This is a genomic window from Synechococcus sp. R5-13 (assembly GCF_047462015.1).
Classification (GTDB): domain Bacteria; phylum Cyanobacteriota; class Cyanobacteriia; order Thermostichales; family Thermostichaceae; genus Thermostichus.
On sequence record NZ_JANSIL010000028.1, the window covers coordinates 1 to 19,719 of the forward strand.

Annotated in this window: 23 protein-coding genes; 11 read left to right on the forward strand and 12 right to left on the reverse strand. The window is 59.6% G+C overall.

From position 1 onward, the window contains the following. Nucleotides 1-540: 540 nt before the first annotated feature. Complete coding sequence (locus NW840_RS02415) at nt 541-837, reverse strand: hypothetical protein (RefSeq protein WP_011434379.1); 297 nt, start codon at nt 835-837, stop codon at nt 541-543. 214 nt (nt 838-1,051) lie between these two features. Between NW840_RS02415 and NW840_RS02420 the strand changes: the two genes are divergently transcribed. From NW840_RS02420 to NW840_RS02430, 3 genes are all read left to right on the forward strand, one after another. Continuing rightward, on the forward strand, nt 1,052-1,294 hold the full coding sequence (locus NW840_RS02420) for a Ycf34 family protein (protein WP_011434378.1): 243 nt from the start codon (nt 1,052-1,054) through the stop codon (nt 1,292-1,294). A 146-nt stretch (nt 1,295-1,440) separates the two neighbouring features. Continuing rightward, complete coding sequence (hemF, locus tag NW840_RS02425; protein ID WP_414342234.1) at nt 1,441-2,454, forward strand: oxygen-dependent coproporphyrinogen oxidase; 1,014 nt, start codon at nt 1,441-1,443, stop codon at nt 2,452-2,454. Between the two features lie 39 nt (nt 2,455-2,493). Further along, the gene (locus NW840_RS02430; RefSeq protein WP_414342206.1) at nt 2,494-3,189 is read left to right on the forward strand and encodes an alpha/beta hydrolase; all 696 of its coding nucleotides are present in this window, start codon (nt 2,494-2,496) and stop codon (nt 3,187-3,189) included. A 237-nt stretch (nt 3,190-3,426) separates the two neighbouring features. On the opposite strand, the gene NW840_RS02435 is transcribed toward NW840_RS02430, so the two are convergent. From NW840_RS02435 to NW840_RS02465, 7 genes are all read right to left on the reverse strand, one after another. Next, nucleotides 3,427-3,993, reverse strand: coding sequence for a GDYXXLXY domain-containing protein (locus tag NW840_RS02435; RefSeq protein ID WP_414342208.1), 567 nt, complete (start codon nt 3,991-3,993; stop codon nt 3,427-3,429). A gap of 26 nt (nt 3,994-4,019) precedes the next feature. Next, complete coding sequence (gene thiD, locus NW840_RS02440; protein WP_414342210.1) at nt 4,020-4,886, reverse strand: bifunctional hydroxymethylpyrimidine kinase/phosphomethylpyrimidine kinase; 867 nt, start codon at nt 4,884-4,886, stop codon at nt 4,020-4,022. Between the two features lie 173 nt (nt 4,887-5,059). Next, nucleotides 5,060-5,254: a hypothetical protein gene (locus NW840_RS02445; protein WP_414342212.1), complete on the reverse strand. Its 195-nt coding sequence runs from the start codon at nt 5,252-5,254 to the stop codon at nt 5,060-5,062. A gap of 300 nt (nt 5,255-5,554) precedes the next feature. Then, nucleotides 5,555-5,872 (reverse strand): 2Fe-2S iron-sulfur cluster-binding protein, encoded by a 318-nt coding sequence (locus NW840_RS02450; RefSeq protein ID WP_414342213.1) that lies wholly within the window; start codon nt 5,870-5,872, stop codon nt 5,555-5,557. Continuing rightward, a complete protein-coding gene (locus NW840_RS02455; RefSeq protein ID WP_011434370.1) occupies nt 5,872-6,129 on the reverse strand; it encodes a DUF1816 domain-containing protein in 258 nt (85 codons plus the stop codon). The genes NW840_RS02450 and NW840_RS02455 overlap by 1 nt, the downstream gene beginning before the upstream one ends. 22 nt (nt 6,130-6,151) lie before the next feature. Next, on the reverse strand, nt 6,152-7,288 hold the full coding sequence (gene rlmB / locus NW840_RS02460) for a 23S rRNA (guanosine(2251)-2'-O)-methyltransferase RlmB (protein ID WP_414342214.1): 1,137 nt from the start codon (nt 7,286-7,288) through the stop codon (nt 6,152-6,154). Nucleotides 7,289-7,321: 33 nt separating this feature from the next. Further along, nucleotides 7,322-7,753 (reverse strand): ribonuclease III domain-containing protein, encoded by a 432-nt coding sequence (locus NW840_RS02465; RefSeq protein ID WP_011434368.1) that lies wholly within the window; start codon nt 7,751-7,753, stop codon nt 7,322-7,324. A 208-nt stretch (nt 7,754-7,961) separates the two neighbouring features. Here NW840_RS02465 and NW840_RS02470 point away from each other — a divergent pair, with 208 nt between their 5' ends. Further along, nucleotides 7,962-8,162: a hypothetical protein gene (locus NW840_RS02470; RefSeq protein WP_041436874.1), complete on the forward strand. Its 201-nt coding sequence runs from the start codon at nt 7,962-7,964 to the stop codon at nt 8,160-8,162. Between the two features lie 6 nt (nt 8,163-8,168). On the opposite strand, the gene NW840_RS02475 is transcribed toward NW840_RS02470, so the two are convergent. The 3 genes from NW840_RS02475 to NW840_RS02485 all read right to left on the reverse strand — a co-directional run bounded on the left by NW840_RS02475 (nt 8,169) and on the right by NW840_RS02485 (nt 9,475). Continuing rightward, the gene (locus NW840_RS02475) at nt 8,169-8,657 is read right to left on the reverse strand and encodes a photosystem I reaction center protein subunit XI (protein ID WP_414342215.1); all 489 of its coding nucleotides are present in this window, start codon (nt 8,655-8,657) and stop codon (nt 8,169-8,171) included. A 100-nt stretch (nt 8,658-8,757) separates the two neighbouring features. Continuing rightward, nucleotides 8,758-8,877: a photosystem I reaction center subunit IX gene (locus NW840_RS02480; RefSeq protein ID WP_011434365.1), complete on the reverse strand. Its 120-nt coding sequence runs from the start codon at nt 8,875-8,877 to the stop codon at nt 8,758-8,760. A 52-nt stretch (nt 8,878-8,929) separates the two neighbouring features. Further along, complete coding sequence (locus tag NW840_RS02485; protein WP_414342216.1) at nt 8,930-9,475, reverse strand: Photosystem I reaction center subunit III; 546 nt, start codon at nt 9,473-9,475, stop codon at nt 8,930-8,932. A gap of 195 nt (nt 9,476-9,670) precedes the next feature. Here NW840_RS02485 and tsaD point away from each other — a divergent pair, with 195 nt between their 5' ends. Beyond that, complete coding sequence (gene tsaD / locus NW840_RS02490; protein ID WP_414342217.1) at nt 9,671-10,765, forward strand: tRNA (adenosine(37)-N6)-threonylcarbamoyltransferase complex transferase subunit TsaD; 1,095 nt, start codon at nt 9,671-9,673, stop codon at nt 10,763-10,765. On the opposite strand, the gene mnmG is transcribed toward tsaD, so the two are convergent. Further along, on the reverse strand, nt 10,729-12,660 hold the full coding sequence (mnmG, locus tag NW840_RS02495; protein ID WP_414342218.1) for a tRNA uridine-5-carboxymethylaminomethyl(34) synthesis enzyme MnmG: 1,932 nt from the start codon (nt 12,658-12,660) through the stop codon (nt 10,729-10,731). The genes tsaD and mnmG overlap by 37 nt on opposite strands. Nucleotides 12,661-13,157: 497 nt before the next feature. On the opposite strand from mnmG, the gene thrC reads away from it, so the two are divergent. The 6 genes from thrC to NW840_RS02525 all read left to right on the forward strand — a co-directional run bounded on the left by thrC (nt 13,158) and on the right by NW840_RS02525 (nt 19,709). Continuing rightward, nucleotides 13,158-14,498 carry a threonine synthase gene (gene thrC / locus NW840_RS02500; protein WP_414342219.1) on the forward strand — a complete coding sequence of 447 codons (1,341 nt, stop codon included), beginning with the start codon at nt 13,158-13,160 and terminating at the stop codon, nt 14,496-14,498. Between the two features lie 104 nt (nt 14,499-14,602). Then, a complete protein-coding gene (locus NW840_RS02505; RefSeq protein ID WP_011434359.1) occupies nt 14,603-15,124 on the forward strand; it encodes a fasciclin domain-containing protein in 522 nt (173 codons plus the stop codon). A 36-nt stretch (nt 15,125-15,160) separates the two neighbouring features. Then, nucleotides 15,161-15,436: a ubiquitin-like small modifier protein 1 gene (locus NW840_RS02510; RefSeq protein ID WP_011434358.1), complete on the forward strand. Its 276-nt coding sequence runs from the start codon at nt 15,161-15,163 to the stop codon at nt 15,434-15,436. Between the two features lie 26 nt (nt 15,437-15,462). Continuing rightward, on the forward strand, nt 15,463-16,041 hold the full coding sequence (locus NW840_RS02515) for a DNA-3-methyladenine glycosylase (RefSeq protein ID WP_011434357.1): 579 nt from the start codon (nt 15,463-15,465) through the stop codon (nt 16,039-16,041). 187 nt (nt 16,042-16,228) lie between these two features. Beyond that, complete coding sequence (locus NW840_RS02520) at nt 16,229-17,437, forward strand: C39 family peptidase (protein WP_414342220.1); 1,209 nt, start codon at nt 16,229-16,231, stop codon at nt 17,435-17,437. Between the two features lie 322 nt (nt 17,438-17,759). Further along, complete coding sequence (locus tag NW840_RS02525) at nt 17,760-19,709, forward strand: hypothetical protein (protein ID WP_414342221.1); 1,950 nt, start codon at nt 17,760-17,762, stop codon at nt 19,707-19,709. The last annotated feature ends 10 nt before the right edge of the window (nt 19,710-19,719 follow it).

The following is a 19,719-nucleotide window of genomic DNA, read 5'->3' on the forward strand; positions in this document are numbered from 1 at the left end:
GGCAGGAATGCCCGACCGCGAGGTAAGGACTCCGTCCTGCTGACGGGAAGGGTGGCCCGCGCTCTGTCCACAGGACGAGCGCCGGGAGGATGTCACCATACTCCCCTGCCCAAAGGCAGAGGATTCTGGCTCTTGGTTCCAAGACAGCACTTGCCGTATCGGGTTGCCCCTTTACGACAGCGGTGCCCATCTCCCCAAGCGGGGCAGTTCCCTTCTGCCCTAAGTACCGTTGAAGAGAAAGGGCAAAACCTATTTAGGTTGCTTGCGTAGTCGCCGGACTACCGGGTTTTTTAAGTGGTTGACTACTCTACTACTGGTCTAGAGTACAGCACAAAAGCTGCCGTGAACGGCAGGGCTTTAGACCCAATTCTTTGGTAAAACAATTGCCAATAAAATGCCAATAAAAGGCTACCCGCTTGCTCGCCTTGCAGGGGCCAACTCAAGCGCTAGACCAAGAGAGCCAAGGTTTTTTTAACTCAGCACAGGTGTCTTTGGGGCAAGGGATCCATCCGACAAGCGCCAACCGACTGCCAGTTGTTTCTAACTGACGGCCACGGGCGACTTAGCCGCAGCAGCAGCGCGATTTTCCTCTTCCTCAGGAGGGACAACGGCAAACTCGATGTGATTGAGCAGGGTGGTCACGAAGGCGAAGAGCAGGAAAGGCAGGGAGATCACCAAAATCAGAGCAATGGTGAGAAAAGCGTAGAGGGGGCTATTCATCAGGGAGAGGGCAGCGGCCAAGCTGGCAAAGATGACAATCAGCCAAACGATGATCTGGCCGTAGATATCTCCAAAGGAGAGGGTGCAGGTGAAGCGGTAGCGGGTGTGAGTGTTCATGGCAGTTCCTCTGGATAGCCTGGATGGTTCGATCCTAAGGACAGATCAAGCCCCATCCTGAGAAATATGTCGAGATTTTAGACGAGAGACGAGGAGATGCCTCTCTTTGCTAAGAAATATCTCAAGAATCGGCTGAGAAAGAGGGGATCCGCCGTCTGGAAGGAGGCAGGATGCTACCCTCAAGATTGGGAACCGTTTCTTGCAGGCAGCAGCCATGTGTATTTGTATTCACTGCTACTACGTGGATCGCTGTACCACCTACCATGCCGTGGAAGCGCAGCATCAGCAACCTCATCTCACACTGACGCCGGATTTTGAGCCGCAGGGCCCCCAGATCAATGTCAATATCCGCAATGGGGGCACCGAGATGGAATGGGATGTGGTGGGCTGCCAGAGCTTTCGCGAGGAACGGAACAAATGGGCGCGACTTCGTCCCTATGAGGCGGTTCCCACGTAAGATCCAAGAGCGGCCTGGATTTCCAGGGAGTTTCTTGCCCGGCCAGGTTAGAACTCTTCAGTTTGGCAGTTCGGCTCTCCCAGTCTGAGAGGTTTGATGGGGGCTGGAGAGGTTTTTGTCGAGTTTCGAGAGATTGGAAGACTATGATGCTGGCCTCAAGCCCTACAGCGCTGCCAGTGGATGCCCGTCAACAGGTGAGCCAATTCATGCAGCGCCTACAAGATGACATCTGTGCCCGTCTGGAGGCCCTAGACGGAAAAGCCAAGTTTCGGGAAGACCGTTGGGAACGCCCTGGAGGAGGGGGCGGGCGCTCGCGGGTCATTCAGCAGGGAGACGTGTTTGAGCAGGGGGGAGTCAATTTTTCCGAGGTGTTCGGATCCCATCTGCCCCCTTCGATTCTGAAACAGCGTCCAGAAGCGGCAGGGCATCCTTTCTACGCCACAGGCACCTCTATGGTGTTGCATCCTCGCAACCCCTATGTGCCGACGGTACACCTGAACTATCGCTATTTCGAGGCGGGGCCGGTTTGGTGGTTTGGGGGCGGGATGGATCTCACCCCCTATTACCTGTTTGAGGAGGATGCGGCCCATTTTCACCGCACCCTCAAGGCAGCCTGTGACCGCTTGGATCCCGTCTACTACCCAGTTTTCAAGATCTGGTGCGATCGCTACTTTTTCCTACCTCATCGCGGCGAGGCGCGCGGCGTTGGCGGCATTTTCTTCGACTATCAGGATGAACGCCCTGGGCTGCTCTATCGGCCTGAAGGCCAGGCGGAAGGGGATCCCGAACAACTGGCTTCTGAGCCACCATCGTTACAGGTGCGGGTGGGATCCCGCAGTTGGGAACATCTTTTCCAGTTGGTGCAAGCCTGTGGCGAAGCCTTCTTGCCGGCCTATGTGCCGATTGTGGAGCGGCGGCAGGGGATGGAATGGGGAGAGCGAGAACGGCAATTCCAGCTCTATCGTCGCGGGCGCTACGTGGAGTTCAACTTGGTCTATGACCGCGGCACGATCTTTGGACTCCAGACCCAGGGCCGCACCGAGTCGATCTTGATGTCTTTGCCGCCATTGGTGCGCTGGGAATATGGCTACGAGCCCCAGCCGGACACGTGGGAAGCTAAGCTCTACCAGGTGCTCCGCCAGCCCCAGGATTGGGCGTAGGCCGGCCATACCCCGTCTCTGCTTCTGAGGATCCGTGGCGTGTTTTCTCCTTTCCCCCTCACCTACCGCGTTCAGCCCCCCCGACAGGGCGGCTTAGGACCCGCACCTGTGTTGGTGATGCTGCACGGGATCGGCAGCCACGAGGGGGATTTGTTCCAGTTGGCCCCCTATCTGGATCCTCGGTTGGCGGTGATCAGCTTGAGAGCCCCTATTCCTTGGAGTGGAGGCGGGTTTGCCTGGTTTGAAATGGCCTGGACACCGGAAGGGCTGGTGGGGGATCCCCAGCAAGCGCGCAATAGCCTCCAGCTCCTGAGCCGCTTTCTAGAACAGACGCTGCCCAGTGGGATCCCGGGTATTGCCTTGGATCCCAGCCAGGTGTATTTGCTGGGGTTCAGCCAGGGGGCGATCATGAGCCTGTACTTGGCTCTGACCCAGCCGGAGAAGCTGGCAGGGGTGGTGGCGATGAGTGGGCGTTTATCTCCAGAGATCCTGGCCGAGGCGGTGGAGCCGGAGCGGATGAAACACCTGGCCATCCTGGTGGTTCATGGCACTGCCGATGCTGTTTTGCCGATTGCTTTTGGCCGTCAGATCCGGGATTATTTTGCCCCGCTGCCACTGAACTTTACCTATCGCGAGTACGAGATGGGCCATGAAGTTTCCCCGGAGAGCCTGCGGGATATTCAGGTGTGGTTGCAAAATCTATTGGATAGAAGAAATTTGGAAATGAAACCCTAAAGAAGTCTGACTGAAATTGGGATGACTCTAATTCAGGTGTTGGGCAAGGCTTCGCAGCGCTTGGCGAGATCCTCAATAACCTCAATAGCGCAGGCCCGGTTCTCGCCACCTTTAGGGCTTTGAGGGCAAGTGGTAGGGATCCGTGTCCTACTCGGTTTTCCGGCTCTCCTTCGGGTTCGGATGTCAGAATATGGTGATTAATTGTGTTAAAGCGTTAAAGCCGGGCAGAATGAGCACTTAGTACCGATGCTCCCCTACCCAGAGGCCGACCAATGCTGCCTTGCCCCAGGGATCCACTTTCACTTCTGCCCGCGTGGCTTCAGGGTAACGCCGAATATCTTCTTCCAAGGCATCTCCAGCTGCTTCGGGAATAAAAAATTCTTCGATTCCCAACTTGAGCTGCTGCCCGTCAAACCAGCCTCGCAGCACTTTCTCTTCAGGCTGCAAATCTTTGGGCATCTCCCGGCTGACACCGATTGCTCGCCAAGGTTGAGTGGGATCCCCTGCGGGGGGAGCCAAGCGCAGATAAAGGATCCCTGGGGTCTCCAATTCAGGTGACCAACCCGGCAGTTGCTCTAGGGTGGAGCGTCGACCGACGACGTAGCCCAAGGCCACATACCGGCCCCGCAAAAGGTCATAGGGATCCACAGGGGCCGTTTGCAGGTAGATCGTGGTTCCGACAGCAAGAGTCAGCGCTTGCCGAGCCGGTATCAGCAGAACGATACCCAGCTGCAGCAGTAGGGGTAGCCAAAACCGCCATTTGGGCAGGAATCCCTTCCTAGAAAGATTCAATGGGCCAGCCATAGTAGCCAGAGAGAGTGACCTCTCTCTTATGGCACAGGTTCGCCGATCCCGGACAGAAGCGGGTAGAAGTGCCCCACCGGCCCCTGCCCTGACCCGATGGCCAAAGGATGTCGCAGCGCCTCCGTTACATAGGCTTTGGCCGCCACCGTGGCCGCAAAGGGATCCTTACCCCAGGCCATCTGCGCTGCAATGGCCGCCGAGAGGGTACAGCCGGTGCCGTGGGTGTGGCGGGTGGGGATCCGCTCTGTTTTCAGCACTTCCAGTCGCTCGCCATCGAACCACACATCCACCCCCTGCAGTTCCCCCGGCATACCCCCACCTTTGACCAACACCGCTCCACAGCCCAGGGTGCGAATCTGCTGAGCCGCCGTTTGCATATCCGCCAGGGACTGCAGCTGCAGCCCCGTTAAAATTTGCGCCTCATAGCGATTGGGGGTCAGTACCTGGGCCAAGGGGATCAGCCGCTCGCGGATGGCCTGAATGGCTTCATCTGCCAGCAACTTTGCTCCCGTGCGGGACACCATCACCGGATCCACCACCAGAGGCCGCAACGCCCAGCGCTCCACCTGACGGGCTACCTCCAGCACGATCTCGGCATTCAGCAACATGCCCGTCTTGATCCCTTGCACCCCGATGTCCTGCACCACGGCCTCGATTTGGGCGGCCACGGCTTCGGGGGGCAGCGCATCGACCCGGCTCACCCCAAGGGTATTTTGGGCAGTCACGCAGGTCAGGGCAGAGGTACCGTGTACCCGTTGGAAAGCAAAGGTGCGCAAATCCGCTTGGATCCCTGCTCCCCCACCACTGTCGGATCCAGCGATGGTGAGGGCGACAGGGGGGTGCTGCTCGGCCAGCAGTGGAGCCGGAGTTGGTTCAGATGCAGAGACAGACATTGGCCAAACGACAAAAATGGGCAAGGGTACCGATAGCCATTTCCATCAATCAATATGAACCATCTCTTTAACGTAGCAATGAAACTGTTGGTTCTCGATTGGTCTGAGACCACTGGGGTATTGGGAAAACTCTTGCAGACGTCTGTCAAGAAGCTGACTAAGAGTGAGTTGTCCTAGTCTAAATCCGAGTAGCCCTCATCAGTGGTGGCGACCACCTCAACCCAGGCTCTATCCCCCTCCACCGCCGTCAAGCTCCAGCGCAGAAGCCGAGCCGGCTGGCCCAGCTCCCGGTCAACTTGCTGACAGAGGGATTGCTCCAGTTGCGGGGCAGAGAGAGGCGAGCTCAACGGCAGAGATAGGTGCAACAAATGCAACTTCACAGGAGTCGAGAACTGATCTCGCCAAGGAAACAGACTTACTTTCGATAACTTCTAACACTAAGAATCCAACAATATAAACTAATGTAGTATTTTCAGATTAGGCTGAGACAGCCGGGCTACTGAGAAAAACCTTTTGGGCCCCTGCATTATTGCTCCGCAACGCTATTGCTCCGCAACGCTGACGCGAAGACGCGACCAAGGTTTTAGTTGTGGGTACAGTGTCCTAGTTTGAATCGAAATGACTACAACACCTACTAACAAGTAGACCTGAACAGAAATCCGGCACGGTTAGGAGCCAAACTGCAAACGGTAAACCTCTTCCTCTTGATCGGTCTCCACCTCCAAATCGGAGGTAGCATAGGCTACACACAGCAGCACAAACCCTTGGGCCTGCAGTTCTGGCCCAATCCCCATTGCCTCTGTCTGAGTCACGGATCCCGACCTCAGCCGCCCCGCACAGGTGGTGCAAACCCCCGCCTGACAAGAGGAAGGTAGCTCTATCCCGTGTTCAAGAGCAGCTTGTAAAACCGTCTGATCCGCAGAGGCAGGGAAGCGGTAGGTTTGGCCGCGGTGATGAAGGGTTACTTGATAAGCCGTAGCAGACATCAGGAACGGGCTCCCGACGGAGTACGGGTCACCGTCAGAGACTGTGGCTGGCGCATTTTCTTCACCAGAGCCTGGATCTTTTTGGCTCCTTCCTTTTGCAGGTCGGCGATGTAGTGGCCTTTGAGCCGCTCCGCCTCAGCTTCATCGGAGAAGGGGCCGTAGTAGTAGGTACAGTCCTCGGTGGTGATCTCGATCCAGACCGACAGGCCGCGCAGCTTATCCAACAGACTGACCAAAGGGTTGCTCACGGGATCCATCCCCCATTATCAAGTCTAGCAATCATTGGATGTCCTTTTGCAATCCCCTAGATTCTACTACTTTTATTGACGATTTGTTGAGGAATGTATCAACCTCAGGGCGTTTGAGGTGGTGGGGAGAGCGCTGCCGGTGGATTTCGTAGAGGGCAATGCCGGCGGCCACAGAAGCATTCAAGCTTTCAGTACGGCCTGCCAAGGGAATGGACAGCAGTTGGTCACAATGGCGCTGTGTGAGCAGGCTAATCCCTTCCCCCTCGGATCCCACCACCAAGGCAATGGGCCGTTGAAAATCGGCTCTATAGATGAGGTCAGTCCCTCGGCTGGTGGTGCCATAAACCCAAAACCCCTGCTCTTTGAGGTATTCCAAAGCCCGATTCAAATTCACCACCCGCGCCACCGGCAAGGTGGAGAGGGCTCCCGCCGCTACCTTCATCACCGTCGAGGTTACCCCTGCTGCCCGCCGTTGTGGGATCACCATCCCCTGCATGCCAAAAGCCTCCACACTACGGGCAATGGCTCCCAAGTTATGGGGATCCTGGATCCCGTCTAGAACCACCAGCACCGGATTGGGGCTGGCCTGCCGGCTTCTTTCCACCAAATCCTCCAGGGCCACGTACTGATAAGGCGTGGCTTGGGCAGCGATACCCTGGTGGTTGGCGCCAGCCGTGAGGGCGTTCAGCCGCTTTGGAGACACTTCGTCGATAACGGTGCCCCGCGCTTTGGCTTCTTCCAACAGAGACAAAAATTGGGGGCTGTAGCGCAACTTCGGCAAGATCCAAACCCGATTGAGGGTGGCTTGACTTCTCAGGGCGGCCAGTACCGTCTGGCGACCGTAGATGATCTCTTGCTCCAGCTCGGTCTGCGGATCCCGGTCGGCCTGAAGCTGCACTTCTTCCGGCAGAACCCCTGTCCCACCCATGGGAAGGCCGGGATCTCGTTGGCCTGCCGGTTGAGGAGCCACCTTGCCCTGGGGCCACTGCCGCTGTGCGTTGCGGCGGATCGGCTTCACCGGAGCCTCTTGGGTGGCAAGCTTGGGATCCCCGTCTCGGCGTTTGGGCCGCTGTGCCCGCTTGCTAACGGATTGCCCTGCCCTTCGCGGCTGCAGTTTGCCCGAGCGAGACAGCCGTGAAGCAGGTTTGCGCTGAGAAGTCTTGGGCATGGGCGTGGAAGATGGAAAGACGGAAAGACTATCCTAACCTTCCCACTCGCCTAGGGTCTCAGCCAAAACATCAGTGAGGGCGAGGATATGGCGCAGCCGTTCGGGATTGGCCAGGTAGAGATAGCCCAGAACTGTTTCCAGGCCGCTGGCGTTTTGGTAATCGGCCAGAGGCAGATGCCGGGGTGGGCGACCGCAGCCATTGCGACCCCAGCGGACAATTTCCTGCTCTTCGGGGTTGAGATGGGGCAACAGGGCCAACAGCAGCTTAGCCTGAGCCGAGCCGCGCACCCGCCTCACCACCTGCTGATGATAGCGCTCCAGTCGATCCGGAGGAAATAGCCGTTGCCGCCGCACATGCAGTTCGTAAATGGCGTCTCCCAAGTAGGCCAAGGCTGCGGGCGATAGGCGGCGAATCTCGGCCAAGGAGGGCCTTTCGGAAGTGGGCTCGAACAGCAGATCGTTCACAGCAGCTCACGAAAGATAGGCAGAAAAAATGTCTAGAACCGCTGTCATCGGCTCATTGCAGGATTCAGTCCATGCTAAGACAAGCTTCCTCTGGTCTGCTAGCCTGACTCGCGCTCTTTCCCCCCTTGCAGGTGATTTGGATCACGAGGCCCAGAGAGAAAAGGTGCTATCGAGTAGACAGGGCAAAGCCGGTTAAGGGGCTGATGTTATGAGCCTTGAAAAGCCAGTTGGAGTTACTGCCAAGAATCTGGAGAGCAAAATCCAAGAAATTGTGGGTGAGCTGGCCAGCGATCAGCGTGAAAGGCTGGAAGGTAAGGCCGAGCAAACAAAGGCAGCCACCCACCCTGGAGTCGAGGATGCTCGAGAAGCGATTAAAGACGTTGTGGATGATCCAACGGATGGCCAATAGCTCCAGTTAAGATGCGGGGACAAGGAGATCTGCATTCAGCAAAAGCAGGTAGGCGACGACCGCCCCCCCCATACCCCCTACCAAGAAGCCGGCAGCCAATTCGCTCCAAGATTGGGATCCCCCTACCGGCCCTATGTTGCGCTGCGAAGTGACAGTGCCGTAGAGAGAAAGGGCCGCCGTCAGAATCAAGATCAGGCCACAGGCTCCCAAAAAGCCGCTCAGCAGACCGATGGGCTCGTTGCGCAGCGGCCCCAGCTTGGCAAAGGGGCCTACCAGCCAATAGCCGTGGGCCATACCGATTTCCAAGCCCCGCCAAATGGAACTCAATCCCGGTCGGTTGATGGGCAGCCAGTCGATCAACAGCCGGACAACAGGTGTGTGGTTGATCGGTGTCCAGAGATCCCCAATTTGCGGATCTCCCTCAGGGACGGTGACACATCCCTCATCCATATTCAACCTATTCAACGGAGCAGGCTCGGCATTGGGTTCGACCATTTCAGCAACTCTGTGTCCAGTTCAAAGGAGGATGGAAAAAAGCCTAAAAAAGCAGGGATCCCACCGGGCGTAGGTTGCGCTGGGGATCCCTGGCCTACACTCAGAACGTCAAAATGTCGGGGAAGAAGCGATTGATCTCGATGAACAGGGCAAAAACAAAGCTGGAAAACAGGATAAATGCCACCGGAGCAGTGGTGAGAAACTTGGTGAAATCAGCCATAGACGCCTCTCAAAAGTTAAATAAATCGAGTTAGAAAGCCGGGCTCAGCTCCTCAGCGGGGGGAGATGGGCACAGCCGCTTCCGGCTCTCGAATTTCGCCGCTGGCAATTTCCTTAAAAGCAGCAGCGGGCCAAGCCAAAGCCGTGAGGAAGCACCGCAGCGCCAGCGGTACATCGATCAGGCTTTCTTTCATTTCGGGGCTATCCTCATCCCGAACCGCGATCAGGTAAGAACGCCCCGCCCAGCCCAGCCAACCGGCAATATACAGGAAGAGCAGACCGGGGATGAGAAACTCGCCCGCATGGTTCAACCGACCATCCGTAACCAGGTGGGGCAGGCCCTCTTCGCCGCAGAGCAGCTTGCTGTAGCGCTCAAAGCGCTTGCTGGTTTGGGCCAGCTTTTGCTGGTAAACAGGGGCCATAGCAGGGCTGGCGTTGAGGATCTTCTCCTCTAGGCTGCTCAGGCGTTCGTTCATCAGGGCCTGAAAGGCGGGAACTTCGCTGCAAGGTTTCAGACCAATCAAGGGCTCTGCCTGCACAGATTGGGCGAGGCCAAGCGCAATGCAAAGGGCCAAAAGAAGGCTTAAAAAGGTTCGCATAGCAGGATGTGTCCTTGAGGTAGGGGTCTAAGATCTGTCCAAATGCTAAGGGATGCTAAGTGCAGCAACAGGCACTAAACGGTTAGTATCATACTCCTGAGCGCCTCGCCCCGACGGATCCTGAGTTTTAGCTCACACAATTCTTAATTTAAGGATCCCAAGGCTTTCCTATTCCTTTCCCCAGCTTGCTCTCCCATGCCCCGCGTCCTTGCCATCGAAACCAGTTGTGACGAAACGGCTGTGGCTGTGGTGGCGGCGGATGCAGCCTGGCCGGGGTTTGCCCCACGGCAGCTCAGCTCCGTGGTGGCCAGCCAAATCGACCTTCATGCTGCTTACGGGGGGGTGGTGCCGGAGGTGGCCTCTCGTCAGCATGTGGAAACCTTGCCCTTTGTGCTGGAGAGGGCTCTGCAACAGGCAGGATTGGAGGTGGCCGAGGTAGATGCCATTGCCGTAACCTGTGCGCCGGGCCTGGTGGGATCCCTGCTGGTGGGGCTGATGGGGGCCAAGACCCTGGCTTTGCTTTACGACAAGCCCCTGATCGGGGTGCATCATCTGGAGGGCCATCTCTTCAGCGGCTTCTTGGCAGAGCCCGATTTGCGCCCCCCCTGCCTATGCCTTTTGGTATCGGGAGGCCATACCAGCCTGATTTGGATGAAGGACTACGGGGACTACCAGACGGTGGGCCGCACCCGCGACGATGCTGCCGGCGAAGCGTTTGACAAAGTGGCGCGGCTGCTGGGGCTGGGCTATCCGGGGGGACCGCAGATTGACCGCTGGGCTCAGCAGGGGGATCCGCAGCGCTTTCCCCTGCCCGAGGGCAAAGTGGAGCATCCCTACGACACAAGCTTCAGCGGCCTGAAAACGGCGGTGTTGCGCCTAGTCCAGCAGTTGCAGCAGCAAGGCCAGGAGTTGCCCATTGCCGACATTGCCGCCAGCTTCCAGGCCTGTCTGACCCATGTGCTCACCGAAAAGGCAGTGGCCTGCGCCGAGGCGCTGGGCCTCTCGACGCTGCTGCTGACGGGAGGGGTAGCTGCCAATCGGGAGCTGAGGGCCCGCCTCACAGAAGCAGCCCGGCAAAGGGGGTTGCGGGTGGTGATCCCGCCTCTAGCCCTCTGCACCGACAATGCCGCCATGATTGGGGCAGCTGGGCTCTGCCACTGGCTGCGGGGGGAGGTCTCGCCGCTGGAGCTGGGGGTAGCCTCGCGCATGCCCCTAGAAGGGATCCCTTCCCTCTACATGGATGGGGGCGGAGCTCACAGAGAAGAACAGACGGGATCCGCCGCCCTCTGACGTTGCCTCACCTCAAGGTAGATGAGCAGCGCGTTGATGTCGGCGGGGTTGACACCGCCGATGCGGGCCGCCTGGCCCACGGTTAGCGGGCGCACCGCCGAGAGCTTATCCCGCGACTCTTTGGAGAGGGTGGGGATGGAGTGGTAGTCCAGATCGGGGGGCAGAGGGCGGTGGTACTGCTTGCTCACCTGCTCAATTTGGCTCTGCTGCCGCTGGATGTAGCCGCTGTATTTGACGGCAATCTCTGCCGCCTCCTGCTCAAAGGGATCCAGCTCCGCATCCCCCAGCCCCAGTTCCAGGAGATCGGAGTAGTGAATCTGGTTGCGGCGCAAGATCTCGGCCAGGGTGGCGGATCCCTTGATCCCCTGCCCCGTCAGTTGGCTTAGTTGGATGCCGGCCAGGTCGTGGGCCTTCACCCGCTGCGTTTCCAGGCGCTCGATTTCTGCGGCAATGCGCGCTTGCTTGGCTTGGAACAGGGCCCAGCGCCGGTCATCGATCAAGCCCCATTCCCGCCCCAGGGGGGTGAGCCGTTGGTCGGCATTGTCGGAGCGCAGGATGAGGCGGTATTCGGAGCGGCTGGTGAGCATGCGGTAGGGCTCCCGCAGTTCTTTGGTGCAGAGATCGTCGATGAGGGTGCCGATGTAGCTGGACTCCCGCGGCAGAATGACCAGAGGTTTGCCCTGAACCAGGCGGGCGGCGTTGATCCCGGCTATGAGCCCCTGAGCTGCCGCCTCTTCGTAGCCGGTGGTGCCGTTGATCTGGCCGGCGCAAAACAACCCCTGCACCTTTTTGGTCATCAGAGTGGGGTAGAGCTGGGTGGCCGGCAGATAGTCGTATTCCACCGCATAGGCAGGCCGCAGCATGACGCACCGCTCCAGGCCAGGCAAGGAGCGCAACATCTGGATCTGGATTTTCTCAGGCATCCCCGTGGAGAACCCCTGGATGTAGAGCTCCGGCAGATCCCGCCCTTCCGGTTCGATAAAAATCTGATGGCTTTCCTTGTCGGCAAAGCGGACAATTTTATCTTCGATGCTGGGGCAATAGCGGGGCCCTTTGGCCTCTACCCAGCCGCCATAGACGGGGGTTTCGTGGAGATTTTCCCGGATGATGCGGTGGGTCTCTGGGGTGGTGCGGGTCAAGTAGCAATCCATCTGCTCCCTTGGCACCCACACCTCGGGGTCGAAGCTAAACCAGCGCACATCGGGATCCCCCGGTTGCCGCTCCATGACCGAAAAATCCACGCTGCGCCGATCCACGCGGGCAGGGGTGCCGGTTTTCAGCCGGCCCGTTTCAAAGCCCAGTTGGCGCAGGGTGTCGGTCAGCCCTTCCACGGCAAATTCCCCTGCCCGTCCGGCAGCTTGCCAGTGGCGACCAATCCAGATGCGCCCCCCCAAAAACGTACCGGTGGTCAGGATCACCGCCCGACAGCCGAAGATGGTGCCGAAATGGGTGACCACGCCCACCACCTCGTCGTTGCGCCCCAACACCAAATCGGTGACAGTGCCCTCGCGAATCGTCAGGTTAGGCTGGTTTTCCACCACCGAGCGCATCACCCGCGCATATTCCCTTTTGTCGGTTTGCGCCCGCAGCGCCCACACCGCCGGCCCCCGCGAGCGGTTGAGCACCCGCTTCTGTAAATAGGTGCGGTCGGTGATTTTGCCCATCTCGCCGCCGAGGGCATCGATTTCGTGTACCAGTTGCGATTTGGCCGGGCCGCCGACGGCGGGGTTACAGGGTTGCCAGGCGATCTTGTCCAGATTCAATGTCAGCATGAGGGTGTTACAGCCCAGCCGCGCTGCTGCCAACGCTGCCTCGCAGCCGGAGTGCCCCCCGCCGACCACCACCACATCGTAGTGATCGAGAAAATCAATGCTGTCCCGTCCAACTCTGAGCATAGGGTGGCAATTCCAAAATGAATAGCCGGGATCCCCGGTCTTTTAATTTTCAGGTTATTTCAGCTCGCTTATCCAGCTTAGCGATGGCGGCAACGGATAGGGTTATTTGCGACCGGCCTGAGGCAGGCAGAGCAGTAGGGAAAGTTTTCTGTTGCCCTGGGAAATAAAGTTGGGTAGAGGCTCAGTTCCCAGCCTAAGTCACCTGATTGAAGAGTTGAAGAGACCTCAGGGCGCTGGGATCAGCTCCCCCAAGGCTGCCGATAGCAGGGGATCCCAGAGGAAAGGGCAGAGTCGCCCAAGGGATGTTGCGGCTCATACAAACACCAGACAGCCCGCCTGAGAGAGCCAAGCACCGATTCCATTATCCTCAACCGGATCTAATCCAGACTATTTTAGTCGGGTTTAGTTGACGCGGCAGATTGCGGGTGATAAGATTCCCCCCAACGATAGGTAAGTTCAATCCAGCGCCCACCCTTTCCTTCACCTTGAGGCTGCCCATGTCCCAAACTCTTTCCGAACGCCCGCTCAGCCCTGCCGATTCCCCGTTGGCCTCTGCCTTGCACAGCTCCAAGGTGGGCTTCAGCCGTTTGCGCTGTCGGGAGTGTGGCGCCGAGTATGAGCCGGTCGCCAAGCATGTTTGTGAGCTGTGTTTCGGCCCCCTGGAAGTGGCTTATGACTACGACTGGCTGAAGCGCACGGTTAGCCGTCAGAGCATCCAGGCCGGGCCGCATTCCATCTGGCGCTATCGGCCTTTTCTGCCGGTGACTTCTGAGAAGCCCATTGATGTGGGCACGGGCCTGACCCCTCTGATCAAAGCGGAGCGGCTGGGTCGGCGGCTGGGATTGAAAAATCTTTACATCAAGAACGATGCCGTCAACATGCCCACCCTCAGCTTCAAGGATCGGGTGGTGTCGGTGGCGCTGACCCGTGCCAAGGAGCTGGGCTTTACCACCGTCTCTTGCGCCAGCACGGGCAATCTGGCCAACTCCACCGCTGCTATTGCCGCCCACGCCGGCTTGGACTGCACCATCTTCATCCCGGCGGACTTAGAAGCGGGCAAAGTGCTGGGATCCCTGATTTACAACCCCACCGTCATGGCGGTGGAGGGCAACTACGACCAGGTGAACCGCCTCTGCGCCGAGGTGGCGGATCGCTACGGCTGGGGCTTTGTCAACATCAACCTGCGCCCCTACTACTCGGAAGGCTCCAAAACCCTGGCCTACGAGGTGGTGGAGCAACTGGGCTGGCAACTGCCGGATCAGGTGGTGATCCCATTGGCCTCGGGATCCCTGTACACCAAGGTTTATAAAGGCTTCCAGGAGTTTGTGAAGGTGGGGCTGGTGGCGGATAAGCCGGTCGCCTTCCACGGCGCACAGGCGCGGGGCTGCGCGCCCATTGCCCAGGCGTTTCGCGAGGGGCGGGATTTTGTCAGCCCTGTTAAGCCCAATACCATCGCCAAATCCATCGCCATCGGCAACCCTGCTGACGGGATCTACGCCCTGGAGATCGCCCGCAAAACCGGCGGCCAGATCGAGACGGCTGCCGATCCGGAGATTGTTGCCGGCATCAAGCTTTTGGCCGAGACCGAAGGCATCTTCACCGAAACCGCCGGCGGCACCACCATTGCCGTGCTCAAACGCCTAGCAGAGTCCGGCCAACTTGATCCCGAGGCGGTTACAGTAGCCTACATTACTGGCAACGGTCTGAAGACCCAGGAGGCGGTTCAAGCCCACGTAGGCCATCCGCTGGTGATCTCGCCCAGGCTGGAGAGCTTTGAACAGGCTTTGGAGCGGGCCCGCACCCTGGAGCGGCTGGACTGGCAGGAGGCATCAGTATGAACTCGGTTTGCAGGGAAGACCCTCTCCATTGCCTCTTAACAGAATCTTAATGAAGAACTGTTAAGATCCCTGGCGTAGACCTATTGGCTCAGGAGCTTTGCACAATGCCTATCTTTCCTTCTGTTCAACGCCTTGTTCGCCGTTGGATCCCGTTGGCGGCTGTAGTGGCCCCGCTTGTCTTTGCTCCTGCGGCCCAGCCTCAAGGGCTAAACACCATTGCCGTTGAGCTGGAAACTTTGCCCAGCAGCTACTCGACGCTGGCGGCAGCTTTGCGGGCGACGGGCCTGAATACGGCGTTGGCAGGGCCGGGGCCGTTCACGGTCTTTGCCCCTTCCGATGTGGCCTTTGGGCAACTGCCGCCGGGTACGGTGGAGACGCTGTTGCAGCCGGCCAGCCGGGCTCAGCTCACCCGCATTCTCACGTATCATGTGGTGCCGGGGCGGATTACCTCGTTTGACCTGCGGCCCGGCCAATCGACCACTCTGACCACCTTGGCAGGGCTGCCGCTGCAGGTGCAGGTGGGATCCGATGGCAGCATCCGGGTCAACGGGGCTAACGTGAACCTGGCGGATATTCCAGTTTCCAACGGCGTGATTCACGGCATCGATGGGGTGCTGCTACCCTAGTTTTTTGATGTTGGTTAATGGACGAGGCATTGGGCTATGGCAGTCAAGGTGCTGATTCCCAACACGCTGCGGGCGCTCACCCAGGATCAGGGGGTGGTGAATTGCGAGGGATCCACCATCCGCGAATTGTTGGATGCTTTGGAACAACGCTGTCCGGGGATTAAGGCGCGGCTGTGCGATGAGAAGGGGGAATTGCGCCGCTTCGTCAACTTTTATGTGAACAGCGAAGACATTCGCTTCCTCAAGGGATGTGACACCCCTCTGCAAGATGGGGATGAGGTGAGCATCGTCCCTGCCGTTGCTGGGGGCTGAGGGCTGCCAAGCCTGCCGTGGACGCTGTGGAGTGGTTGAGCCAGCCGGCCCCGCTGGTGGCACCTGCCTTGCTGGGCATGGTTCTGGTGCGGCAATTTGCCGATGGGCTGCAGGTGCGGGCCCAGATCGTAGAGACGGAGGCCTACACGGCTGGGGATCCGGCCTGCCATGCCTACCGCCGCAAGACCCAACGCAACCAGGTCATGTTTGGCCCGCCAGGGCATCTCTACATCTATCGCATCTACGGCCTCTACCACTGTCTAAATATCGTTACCGAGCCAGAAGGGATCCCGGCGGCGGTTCTGATCCGGGCAGCTCAGTTGGATCGCCTGCCAGACTGGATCCCGGCCAACAAACAGAATCAGCCAGCACGGGCGGCGGCGGGGCCGGGCCTGCTCTGTCAAGCCCTGCGCATCGACGGATCCCACAACGGCTGGCGGCTAGAGCGGGCGGAAGCCGGCCAGGAAGGCATTTGGCTGGAGGGATCCCCCTCTTGGCAAACGCAGTTGTCCATCGTCCAAACCACCCGCATCGGCATCACCCAAGGAGCCGAGATCCCCTGGCGCTGGTACATTGGTGGACATCCGGCGGTGTCGCGCTATTAGTGGGGGCAGGCGGACAATGCTCGCAGAAGGCAGTGGCTAAAGGACTCCGTCCCGCTTACGCGAAAGGACTCCGTCCCGCTTACGCGAACGGCAGGGGCTGCCTGGGCTGGTCAGCGGGGTTGTGCTGCTCTTGCTGGGGTTGCCCACGTTGGCCCAGCCTGTTCCAACTTTTCCAGGACTCTTGACGATGCAAGCCCAGACCCACTCCACCTATCGCACCGGGTTTCAGCGCTGGCGGGCAGGAGAAGCTCAGGGGTTTCAGGACTGGTCAACCCAAGGGATCCGCCTGAACGCCCGAGGGCAATTGGTCTTGGATCCAGAGGGTTTGCGGCAAGAAGTCAGCCTTGAAGAGCCTGAGGTGGCGCTAAGGACTCCGTCCCGCTTACGCGATCGGGGGCGCCCTTTCTATCCCCTTGGCCCCTACTGGGTGGGAGAAGCCACTAGCCCAGCAGTCCCCACCAGCTTCCCTATGGTCGGGGCAATCGCTTCCTGGAATGCCACCACGCCCCCCGGCACCTGGTTGGAACTGTGGATTCGGGCCAAGCTTTCAGACCGCTGGACAAAGTGGTATCACGGCGGGGTATGGGCTGCGGATCCCTTGACTCTGGCCAGCCACTCAGTGCAAGGACAAGGGGATGAGGATGGCAACCTGTACACGGATCTGCTGGTGCTCAAGGATACCCTCAACGGAGCAGAAGCCTTCCAGGTCAGGGTGCGCCTGTTCACGCAAGAGCCAGGCCGTTCTGCCGTTGTGGATCAGGTGGCAGTTGCCATTTCCAACGAGCCGGTCAGGCCCAGCCGCCTATCCCCTGGGGATCCCAGCCGCTGGGGCAAAATCTTGGATCTGCCTTGGTGCTCCCAGATGGTGTACCCCGATGGGGGAGAGGTCTGGTGTAGCCCCACCTCTTTGGCGATGGTGATGGCCTACTGGAAGCGGGATCCCCGCCCCTGTGAGGTGTTGGTGCGCGCAGCAGTGGCCGGTGTGTATGACCGGGTTTACCAGGGCCATGGCAACTGGGTTTTCAACGTCGCCCATGCTGCCGAGCAGGGTTTGTCCGGCGTGGTGGCGCGGCTGGAGAGCTTGGCCCAAGCAGAAGCCTGGATCGCGGCAGGGGTTCCGGTGGTCCTCAGCTATGCCTGGGGTGAGGGAGAACTGGAAGGGGCGCCAATTCCCAGAAGCAACGGCCATCTGGCGGTGCTGGTGGGGTTTGCTCGCGGCAGCGGTGCGGAGCAGTTTAGCCACGGGGATCCCATCCTCCACGATCCGGCGGCCAAAACCAACGAAGAGGTTCGCCGTACCTACCGCCGCGAACAGCTAGAGTCGTTGTGGCTGGAGCACTCCGGGGGTACCGTCTACTTGATTCATCCGCGAGAGTGGCCTGTCCCCACTCTATAGCCGAACCGGGCGAACGCGGGCAGCATCGACTTACAGCGCTACCGCTATGGCCTGGATGATTTCCTGGCCGCTGAAACTGCTATCTGGTCTTTCGGTGGGGATTTGAGTAAGGATAGATGGAGTGAGGAGTGCGACTCACCTGCGGGTGAGGATGGTTGGTCATGAATAGGAATGCGGTTCAGGGGCCAAGGCATTGGTCGAGGTGGCTCCTGCGGCAGAGAGGGTGCTGGGCAATTCTCGCCGGTTTGTACGCTGATGAAGGTAAGCGTGGGGGTTTGGGTTTCCGCCATTTCCCAGTTTGTGGGAGGGGATGAGCTGCATCATGCCACGACGGGTTTCCCTGAGACCGCTATCTTGGCCTGCGCTGAGTGCCTTGGTGCTGGCTCTCTCAGGCTGTGGCGAGTTTCCTTCTTCTAGTCTGTCTCCCAGCGTTCTTCCCCCTGCGGCCCTACAGCCGGTTTCAACCCCAACTCCTCTCCCTCTCTCCCCGCTTTCTCTCACTTTTGAGCAAGCGCGTCAGGCCGGCTTGTCGGTGCCCAGCAACCGCATCGTTCTGCTGCTCCAGGAACAGGGATCCGATCTGGTGGCCCAGCTACCGGCCTCAGAGGTGGATCGCTGGCTGGCCCGCACCCCCACCTGGCCAGGGGTGGAAGGGATCGACCTGAGCATTACCCTGGGCACTTATCGCCAAACCGCCACTGCCCCTCTGCGCCCGGGGCAACCGGCCACTTTCACCTTCACCAATCCTCCCGCCGGGGAAGCGGAGCTCAGCGCCATCGCCTATCGGGGATCCACCACTCTGGCGCAGGGGAAGGGATCCCTGACCCTTTCTGCCCGCTCTGGGAGTTCTGGCAGTGTCAATCGTCCTCCCCAAGACACAGAGCGCCAGCGCCGCCTTTCGATGTTGGTGCTCTCTGAGGTGGGGGTACCGCTGCTGCACACCAGCTCGGCAGCGCCCACCCTTGGCCAGCCGTTGCTGCTCTCAGGGGAAAATTTGGAGCGGGTGGAAACAGTTCTCTTTGCTGCAGCAGCCAATCCCGAGCGCATCCTGAGGGGGGAAATTCGCTCCCGCAGCGGTGACCGTTTGGTGGTGATGCCGCCTTCTTCTCTTTCCGGCTCAGTTTGGGTTGCTGTTGCGGATGCTTCCGGGCAAGGGTTGCGCACCCTGGTCTACGATTGGCCTGCCGCTACTCCTTCCCCCAGCCCCTCTCCCACCCCCACTGCTCCGGCAGCATCGGCCTGGGTGGTGGAAACTTTGCTGGATGGCCGCACCTCGCCCGCGGCAGATCCTGTCGGCAACGCCCCTGATAACACCGGCACCGAGTCCAGGATCTACCTGCAGCAAATCAGCGGCATTGCTGTGGATCCTGAAGGAGCCTTCTATTTAGCCGATAGAGCCCAGCACCGCATCTTCCGGCTGTCTCCAGAGGGGGAATTGGAAGTTTGGGCCGGCACAGGCCAAGCAGGCCGCCGCGACGGAGCAGCCAATCAAGCTCAGTTTGACTCCCCACAGGGGCTGCTCTGGGATCCCAAGGGGGGATTGTGGGTGGCCGACAGCGGCAACCATTGCCTGCGCTATATCAACCTGCAACGACAGGTGAGCACCTTTGCCGGCACTTGTGTAGCCGGATACCGAGATGGGGGGCTTGACCGAGCTCAGTTCCGGGAGCCATCTGGGCTGGCTTTGGGTTCAGATGGCAGCCTCTACGTTGCCGACCGCGCCAATCGCCGCATCCGCCGCATCACCCCTGCAGGTGAAGTGACCACGGTTGCCGGCACCGGCCAGCCGGGATTCGCCGACGGCCCAGCAGAACAGGCCCAGCTCCTGCAGCCCACGGCTCTGGCGGTGGATAAGGAGGGGAACCTCTGGATTGCCGATGGACATCGCCTGCGCCGGCTCTCTGCTGGCGGACGAGTGACCACCCTCTCCGGGGCAGAGCCAGGCTATCGGGATGGCCCCCTGGCAGAGGCCCGTTTTCAAACCCTGGGGGGGCTGGCCTTCGATGCGGCAGGCAACCTCTGGGTGGCAGACCGAGACAACCATCGCATTCGTCGTCTTCAGCCTGGGGGACAAGTTTCCACCTTGGCCGGACAGAATCAGCCCGGCTGGCAGGATGGCCCCACCTCGGCAGCCCGGTTTGAGCAGCCTGCCGGCTTGGCAGTCTTACCGGATGGCAGTGTGGTGGTGGTGGATGCCGGCTTGCCGGGCTTGCGTCGCATAAGCCGCGTTGCCTCTGGGCCTGTCACCCCAACCCCTGGGGGATCTCTGTAGGCTCTTGACA